General features: G+C 77.3%; 1 protein-coding gene. It reads left to right on the forward strand.

The window, feature by feature from the left end; all coding sequences use genetic code 11:
- Positions 1-8: 8 nt before the first annotated feature.
- Positions 9-8,429, forward strand: an 8,421-nt coding sequence (locus LCD35_RS09565; protein ID WP_225044052.1) for a type I polyketide synthase, incomplete at its 3' end; no start/stop codon positions are given.

Here is an 8,429-nt window from a genome sequence, read left to right on the forward strand (position 1 = left end):
GGAACGGGATGACCGACTCCAACGCCCAGTACGTCGAAGCGCTGCGCTCCTCGCTGAAGGAGGTCGAGCGGCTGCGCGAGCAGAACCAGCGGCTGGTGTCCGCGGCGGCCGAGCCGATCGCCGTCGTCGGCATCGGCTGCCGGTTCCCCGGCGGCGTCGGTACGCCCGAGCAGCTGTGGGACCTCGTCGCGGCCGAACGCGACGCGATCGGGCCGTTCCCCACCGACCGCGGCTGGGACCTGGAGCGGCTGCGCGGCGAGGGGCCCGGTTCCAGCCTCGCGCTCGAAGGCGGATTCCTGGACGGCATGGCGGAGTTCGACGCCGAGTTCTTCGGCATCGCCCCGCGCGAGGCGGTCGCGATGGACCCGCAGCAGCGGCTGCTGCTGGAGACCGCGTGGGAGGCGCTGGAACGCGCCGGGATCGACCCGGCGGCGCTGCGCGGCTCGGCGACGGGCGTGTTCGCCGGCACCACCGGGCAGGACTACGGCAAGGTCCTGGACGCCTCCGACGAGGACGTGGAGGTGTACTCGACGACCGGGCACGCGGCCTGCGTGCTGTCCGGGCGGTTGTCCTACCTGCTGGGTCTGGAGGGCCCGGCGATCACGGTGGACACCGGCTGCTCGTCCTCCCTGGTGGCGCTGCACCAGGCGGTGCAGGCGCTGCGGTCGGGGGAGTGCTCGCTGGCGCTGACCGGCGGTGCCTCGGTGATGGCGACTCCGGGCCCGTTCACCTCGTTCACCGCGCAGCACGGGCTGGCCGCCGACGGCCGGTGCAAGCCGTTCGCGGCGGGTGCCGACGGGACCGGCTGGGGCGAGGGCGCCGGGGTGCTGGTGCTGGAGCGGCTGTCCGACGCGCGCAGGAACGGCCGCGAGGTGCTGGCGGTGGTGCGCGGCAGCGCGGTCAACCAGGACGGCGGTTCGAACGGGCTGACCGCGCCGAACGGCCCGGCGCAGCAGCGCGTCATCCGCGCGGCGCTGGAGAACGCCCGCCTCGCACCGTCCGATGTGGACGTGGTGGAGGCGCACGGGACCGGGACCTCGCTGGGCGATCCGATCGAGGCGCAGGCGCTGCTGGCGGCCTACGGGCAGGACCGGGACGAACCGCTGTGGCTGGGCTCGGTGAAGTCGAACATCGGCCACACCCAGGCCGCCGCGGGCGTCGCCGGCGTGATCAAGGTGGTGCTGGCGATGCGGCACGGCGTGCTGCCGCGCAGCCTGCACGCCGACGCGCCCTCCGGCGACGTGGACTGGTCCGCGGGCGAGGTCCGGCTGCTCACCGAACGCCGGGACTGGCCGCAGCGGGACCGGGCGCGCCGCGCGGGCGTGTCGTCCTTCGGGATCAGCGGCACCAACGCGCACGTCGTCGTCGAGCAGGCCCCGCCGGTCGAGCCCGCCCCGCGCGAGCAGCGGGTGGCGCCGGAGGTGGTGGCGCTGCCGGTGTCCGCCCGCGACCCGGAGGCCCTGTCCGCGCAGCTGGACCGGCTCGACGCGCACCTCGCCGCGCACCCCGGCCTGGCGCCGCTGGACGTGGCGCTGACCCTCGCGTCGGCGCGGTCCGCGTTCGAGCACCGCGCGGTGCGGCTCGCCGGACCGGACAGCGTGGTCGCGGTCGCGGAGGGCGAAGCGGCGCCGGAGTGCGCCTCCGCCTTCCTGTTCGCCGGGCAGGGTGCGCAGCGGCTCGGCATGGGCCGGGAGCTGCACGCCCGATTCCCCGCGTTCGCCGAAGCGCTCGACGCGGTGTGCGCCGAGCTCGATCCGCACCTGCCGCGCCCGCTGCGCGAGGTGATGTGGGGCGAGGACGCGGAGTCGTTGCAGCGCACCGAGTTCGCCCAGCCCGCGCTGTTCGCCGTCGAGGTCGCGCTGTTCCGGCTGCTGGAGAGCCACGGCGTGCACCCGGACCACCTGGTGGGCCATTCCATCGGCGAGATCGCCGCCGCGCACGTGGCCGGCGTGCTGTCGCTGCCGGACGCGGCGAAGCTCGTCGCCGCCCGCGGCCGGGTGCTGCAGGCCCTGCCCGCCGGGGGCGGGATGCTCGCGGTGCGGGCCACCGAGGACGAGGTCGCGGAGCTGCTCGACGAGCGGGTGGGCATCGCCGCGATCAACGGACCCGACTCGCTGGTGCTCTCCGGCGACGCCGCGCGCCTCGACGAGATCGCCGCGCGCTGGGCGGAGGATGGGCGCAGGACGACGCGGCTCGCGGTCAGCCACGCGTTCCACTCTCCGCTGATGGACCCGGCGCTCGCCGAGTTCCGGGCCGTCGTGTCCGAGCTCAGCTTCGGCACCCCGCGGCTGCCGATCATCTCCACGCGCACCGGCGGCACCGGTGCCGACTTCGGCGACGTCGAGCACTGGGTGCGGCACGTGCGCGAACCCGTGCGGTTCGCCGACGCCGTCGGTGTGCTGGGCGGGCGCGGCGTGCGCGCTTTCCTGGAGCTCGGCCCGGACGGCGCGCTGTCCGCCCTGACCGCCCGGTTGCTGCCGGACGCGGTGGCGGTGCCGCTGCTGCGCGCCGACCGCGGTGAGGAGCGCACCGCGTTGACCGCGCTGGCCCGCGCGCACGTCGCGGGGGTGCCGGTGGACTGGGCCGCCGTGCTGGACGGCACCGGTGCCCGGCGGGTGGACCTGCCGACCTACCCGTTCCAGCGCCGCCGCTTCTGGCCCACGACCTCCCGGGCCCGCGGTGGTGCCGCACCCGCCGCGGGTCCGGGATCCCACCCGCTGCTGGGGGCCCGGGTGGAGCTCGCCGGCGGCGACGAGGTGCTGTTCGAGTCGGTGCTGTCGGTGGCGGCGCAGCCGTGGCTGGCCGGGCACGTCGTCGGCGGCCGGATCCTGCTGCCGGGCACCGCGTTCCTGGAACTGGCGCTGCGCGCGGCGGACGAGACCGGGTGCGCGGGGGTGGCGGAGCTGGCGCTGGCCGCGCCGCTGGTGCTGCCCGCCGATGGCGCGGTCCGGGTGCAGGTGCGCGTCGCCGCGCCCGGGGCGGACGGCAGCCGCACCGCGGACGTGTTCGCCCGCGCCGACGAGGACGCGCCGTGGATCCGGCACGCCACCGGTGTGCTCGGCGCCGCCATCGATCGCGGGGTGCCGCTGACCGAGTGGCCGCCCGCGGCGGAACCGGTGGACCTGGCCGGGTCGTACGAGCGGCTGGCGGAGCTCGGATTCGACTACGGTCCCGCGTTCCGCGGGTTGCGGCGGGTCTGGCGCGGCGACGGCGAGGTGTTCGCCGAGGTCGAGCTGCCGTCCGATGTGGACGCCGACGAGTTCGGCCTGCACCCGGCGCTGCTGGACGCGGTGCAGCAGGCGGCCGCGTTCGCCGACCTGGGGCCGATCAGCCGGGGCGGGCTGCCGTTCGCCTGGGAGGGCGGCGCGCTGCACGCGACCGGCGCCGCCGCGGTCCGCGCCCGCCTCGCCCGCGCCGGCGAGGACGCGGTGTCGGTGGTCGTCGCGGACGGGCGGGGCGCACCGGTCGCCACCGTGGATTCCCTGCTGGCGCGGGAGGTTCCGGCCGAGGGCGTCGGTGCCGCCGCCACCGCGCGCGAGGCGCTGTTCCGGCTCGACCACGAGCCGATCCAGGTCGAGGAGCGGCCGGAGCGGGTGACCGCGCTGGCGCCGATCGGGGCGGCGTGGGACCTGGCGGGCCTGCTCGGCGCGCCGGAGGCCCCGGACCTCGCCGCGCTCGCGGACGAGCCGGGGCCGGTCGTGGTCCCGGTGCGCGGTGGCCCGGACCTGGCGGTGTCCGCGCACGAACTCACCGCGACCGCGCTGGCGCTGGTCCAGGACTGGCTCGGCCGGTTCGCGGACGCCCGGCTGCTGTTCGCCACCGCCGACCCGGCGACCGACCCGGCGGCGGCCGCGGTGCACGGCCTGGTCCGCGTCGCGGCGACGGAGCACCCGGGCCGGTTCGGCCTGCTCGTGCTCGACGATCCGGAGCCGGACGCGCTGGCCGCCGCGATCGCGACCGCCGAACCGGACGTGCTGGTGCGCGGCGACCGGGTGCTCGCGGCCCGGCTGGCCCGCGCCGACGTGCCCGCCGAACCGGCCACCTGGGATCCGGACGGCACCGTGCTCATCACCGGTGGCACCGGTGGGATCGGCGCCGAGCTGGCCCGGCACCTGGTGCGGGAGCGGGGCGTGCGGCACCTGCTGCTGCTGAGCCGCCGCGGCCTCGACGCCGCGGGCGCCCCGGAACTGGCCGCGGACCTGCGCGAACTCGGCGCGGACGTGGTGGTGGCGGCCTGCGACGCGGCCGATCGCGCGGCGCTGGCGGAGGTGCTGGCCGGGGTTCCCGAATCGCACCCGCTGCGGGCCGTGGTGCACGCGGCGGGCGTCGTCGACGACGGCGTGCTGGCGGCGCTCGACGCGGAGCGGCTGGCGGCGGTGCTGCGGCCGAAGGTGGACGCGGCCTGGAACCTGCACGAGCTGACCGGGGACCTGGACGCGTTCGTGCTGTTCTCCTCGGTCGCGGCCGCCTTCGGCAGCGCCGGGCAGGGCAACTACGCGGCGGGCAACGCGTTCCTGGACGCGCTGGCCCGGCACCGGCACGCCGCCGGACTCCCCGCGACCGCGCCGGCCTGGGGGCCGTGGACGCGGGACGTGGGCATGACCGGGGCGCTCGGCGACGACGACGCGGCGCGCCTCGCCCGCTCCGGGATGCCGCCGCTGGACGTCGCCGACGGCCTCGCGCTGTTCGACGCGGCCGTCGCGGGCGACGACCCGGCACCGCTGACCGTGCGCCTGGACCTCGCGGGCCTGCGCTCGCGCGGGGAGGTCGCGCCGCTGCTGCGCGGCCTGATCCGCACCCCCGGGCGCCGCACCCGCGCGGCGGGTGGCGCGTCGAGCGGGTTCGCCGCCCGGCTCACCGGTCTGACCGAAGTGGAGCGCCGGGAGGCGCTGCTGGAGCTGGTGCGCGGCCGGGTCGCCGTGGTGCTCGGGCACTCCGGCGCGTCCGCGGTGCCCGCGAGCAGGCGGTTCCAGGACCTCGGGTTCGACTCGCTGACCGCCGTGGAGCTGCGCAACGGCCTCGGCGCCGACACCGGGATGCGGCTGCCCGCGACGCTCGTGTTCGACCACCCGACCCCGGAGGCGCTCGCCGGTTTCCTGCACGAGGAGCTGTTCGGCGCCGAACCCGAGGTCACCGCCGCGGTTCCGGTGAAGTCCGATGTGGACGATCCGGTGGTGGTCGTCGGCATGGCCTGCCGCTACCCAGGCGGGGTGTCCTCGCCGGAGGACCTGTGGCGGCTGGTGTCCGAGGGCGCCGACGGCATCACCGGGTTCCCCACCGACCGCGGCTGGGACCTCGACCGGCTCTACGACCCGGACCCGGACGTGCCGGGCCGCACCCACGTGCGCGCGGGCGGTTTCCTGCACGAGGCCGCCCGGTTCGACCCGGCGCTGTTCGGGATGAGCCCGCGGGAGGCGCTGGCCACCGACTCCCAGCAGCGGCTGCTGCTGGAGACGTCGTGGGAGGCCCTGGAGCGCACCGGGATCGACCCGATGTCGTTGCGCGGCAGCGGAACCGGCGTGTTCGCCGGGGTGATGTACAACGACTACGGCACCCTGCTGCCCGGCGCCGAGTTCGAGTCGCACCGCGCCAACGGCAGCGCGCCGAGCGTCGCCTCCGGCCGCGTCGCCTACACCTTCGGCTTCGAAGGACCGGCCGTCACCGTCGACACCGCCTGCTCGTCCTCCCTGGTGGCGATGCACTGGGCGGCGCAGGCGCTGCGGTCGGGGGAGTGCTCGCTGGCGCTGGCGGGCGGGGTGACGGTGATGTCCACGCCCGGAACCTTCGTCGACTTCTCCCGGCAGCGCGGCCTCGCCGCGGACGGGCGCTGCAAGTCGTTCTCCGCCGCGGCCGACGGCGTCGGCTGGGCTGAGGGCGTCGGGATGCTGGTGCTGGAGCGGCAGTCCGACGCCGAGCGGCACGGGCACGAGGTCTTGGCGGTCCTGCGCGGGAGTGCGGTGAACCAGGACGGGGCGTCGAACGGGCTCACCGCGCCGAACGGGCCGTCGCAGCAGCGGGTGATCCGGCAGGCCCTCGCCGTCGCCGGACTGTCCACTTCGGACGTGGACGCGGTGGAGGCGCACGGCACCGGTACCACCCTCGGCGACCCGATCGAGGCGCAGGCGCTGCTGGCGACCTACGGGCAGGACCGGGACGAACCGCTGTGGCTCGGTTCGGTGAAGTCGAACCTCGGGCACACCCAGGCCGCCGCGGGCGTCGCCGGGGTCATCAAGACCGTGCTCGCCATGCGGCACGGCACCCACGCCCGCAGCCTGCACGCCGCGGACCCCAGCGGCCACGTCGACTGGGACGCGGGAGCGGTGCGGCTGCTCGCCGACGCGCGCCCCTGGCCGGCGGACGCGCACCCGCGCCGCGCCGGGGTGTCCTCGTTCGGCATCAGCGGCACCAACGCCCACGTCATCCTCGAACAGGGCCCCGCGCCGTCCCCGGCGGAGCGGCCCGACGAACCCGGCGTGCAGCCCTGGGTGCTGTCCGGGCACACCCCGCAGGCGTTGCGCGCCCAAGCCGCCCGGCTGCTCGCCCGGGTGCAGGCCGGGTCCGGATCCCGCGCCGACCTCGGCTACTCGCTGGCCACCACCCGGGCCGAGCTCGAACACCGCGCGGTGCTGCTCGCCGCCGAACCGGACGAACTGCTCGGCGGGCTCGCCGCGCTCACCACCGGCGAACCCGACCCGCGGGTCGTCGCCGGTGCCGCGACCGGCGGCAAGCTCGGCGTGCTGTTCTCCGGGCAGGGCGCGCAACGCCTCGGCACCGGCCGCGAGCTGCACGCCCGGTACCCCGCGTTCGCCACCGCCTTCGACGCGGCCGCCGCCGAGCTCGACCGGTACCTGGAGCGCCCGCTGCGGGAGGTGCTGTGGGGCGAGGACGCCGACCTGCTCGACGGCACCGGGTACGCGCAGCCCGCGCTGTTCGCCGTGGAAGTGGCGCTGTTCCGGTTGCTGGAATCCTGGGGCGTGCGGCCGGACCACCTCGCCGGGCACTCCATCGGCGAGGTCGCCGCCGCGCACGTCGCCGGCGTGCTCGACCTGCCCGACGCGGCCCGGCTCGTCGGCGCCCGCGCCCGGCTGATGGGGGCGCTGCCCCCGGGCGGGGCGATGATCGCGGTGCAGGCCACCGAGGACGAGGTGCGGCCGCTGCTGGACGAATGCGTCGACCTCGCCGCGATCAACGCGCCCGGCTCGGTCGTGCTCTCCGGCGAGGCGGAGGTGGTCGAGCGGCTCGCGCGGCGGTTCGCCGACGACGGCCGCCGCACCCACCGGCTGCGCGTCTCGCACGCCTTCCACTCGCCGCTGGTGGAACCGGTGCTCGACGAGTTCGCCGCCGAACTGGCCGAGCTCACCTTCCACGCGCCGCGCATCCCGATCACCTCCGACGTCACCGGCGCCCTCGCCGGGCCCGAGATCGCCACCGCCGAGTACTGGGTGCGGCACGTCCGCGCCTGCGTCCGGTTCGCCGACGGAGTGCGGACCCTGCACGAGCACGGGGTGCGCACCTTCCTGGAGGTCGGGCCGGACGCGGCGCTGACCGCGCTCGTGGCCGAAACCCTCGCCGATGAGGACGCCACCGCGCTGCCCGCGCTGCGCCGCGACCACGACGAGCAGCGCGCCCTGCTCACCGCGCTCGCCCGGCTGCACGTCCGGGGCGTCCCGCTGGACTGGGCCGCGCTGTTCCCCGGCGCCCACCGCGTCGAGCTGCCCACCTACGCGTTCCAGCACGAAGTGTTCTGGCCCGCGCCCGCCACCCCCGCGGGCGACGCCACCTCGCTCGGGGTGCGGCCGGCGGAGCACCCGCTGCTCGGCGGGACCGTGGAGCTCGCCGACACCGGGGAGACCCTGTTCACCGGCAGGCTCTCCACCGCCGCGCAGCCGTGGCTCGCCCAGCACGCCGTGCACGGGGCCGTGCTGCTGCCCGGCACCGCGTTCCTCGAACTGGTCACCCGCGCCGGGGACGAGGTCGGCTGCGACCGGGTCGACGACCTCACCATCGGCCGCCCCCTCGCGCTGCCCGCCACCGGGGCGCTGCAGCTGCAGGTGCGGCTCGGCGCCGAGCAGGCCGGGCGCCGCGTCGTCGAGGTCCACACCCGCCCCGAAGGGGACCCGGAACTGCCGTGGACCCGGCACGCCGCGGGCACCCTCACCACCGGTGCGGACGCCGAACCGGCCGTGCTCACCGAATGGCCGCCGGCCGGGGCGGTCCCGGTGGACCTGGAGGGCTGCTACGACGCGCTCGCCGACGCCGGGTTCGAGTACGGCCCGCTGTTCCGCGGGCTGACCGCGGCGTGGGGGGGGGGGGGGGGGGGGGGGGGCGCGGGGCGGGGGGCGGCCCCCGCCCGCGCCCCCGCCCCCCCCGCCCGGGGGGCCCCCCCCCGCGCCCCCCCCCCCCGGCCCCCCCCCGCGCCCCCCGCCGGG

This window comes from Saccharopolyspora sp. 6V, assembly GCF_020176785.1.
Classification (GTDB): domain Bacteria; phylum Actinomycetota; class Actinomycetes; order Mycobacteriales; family Pseudonocardiaceae; genus Saccharopolyspora_C; species Saccharopolyspora_C gregorii.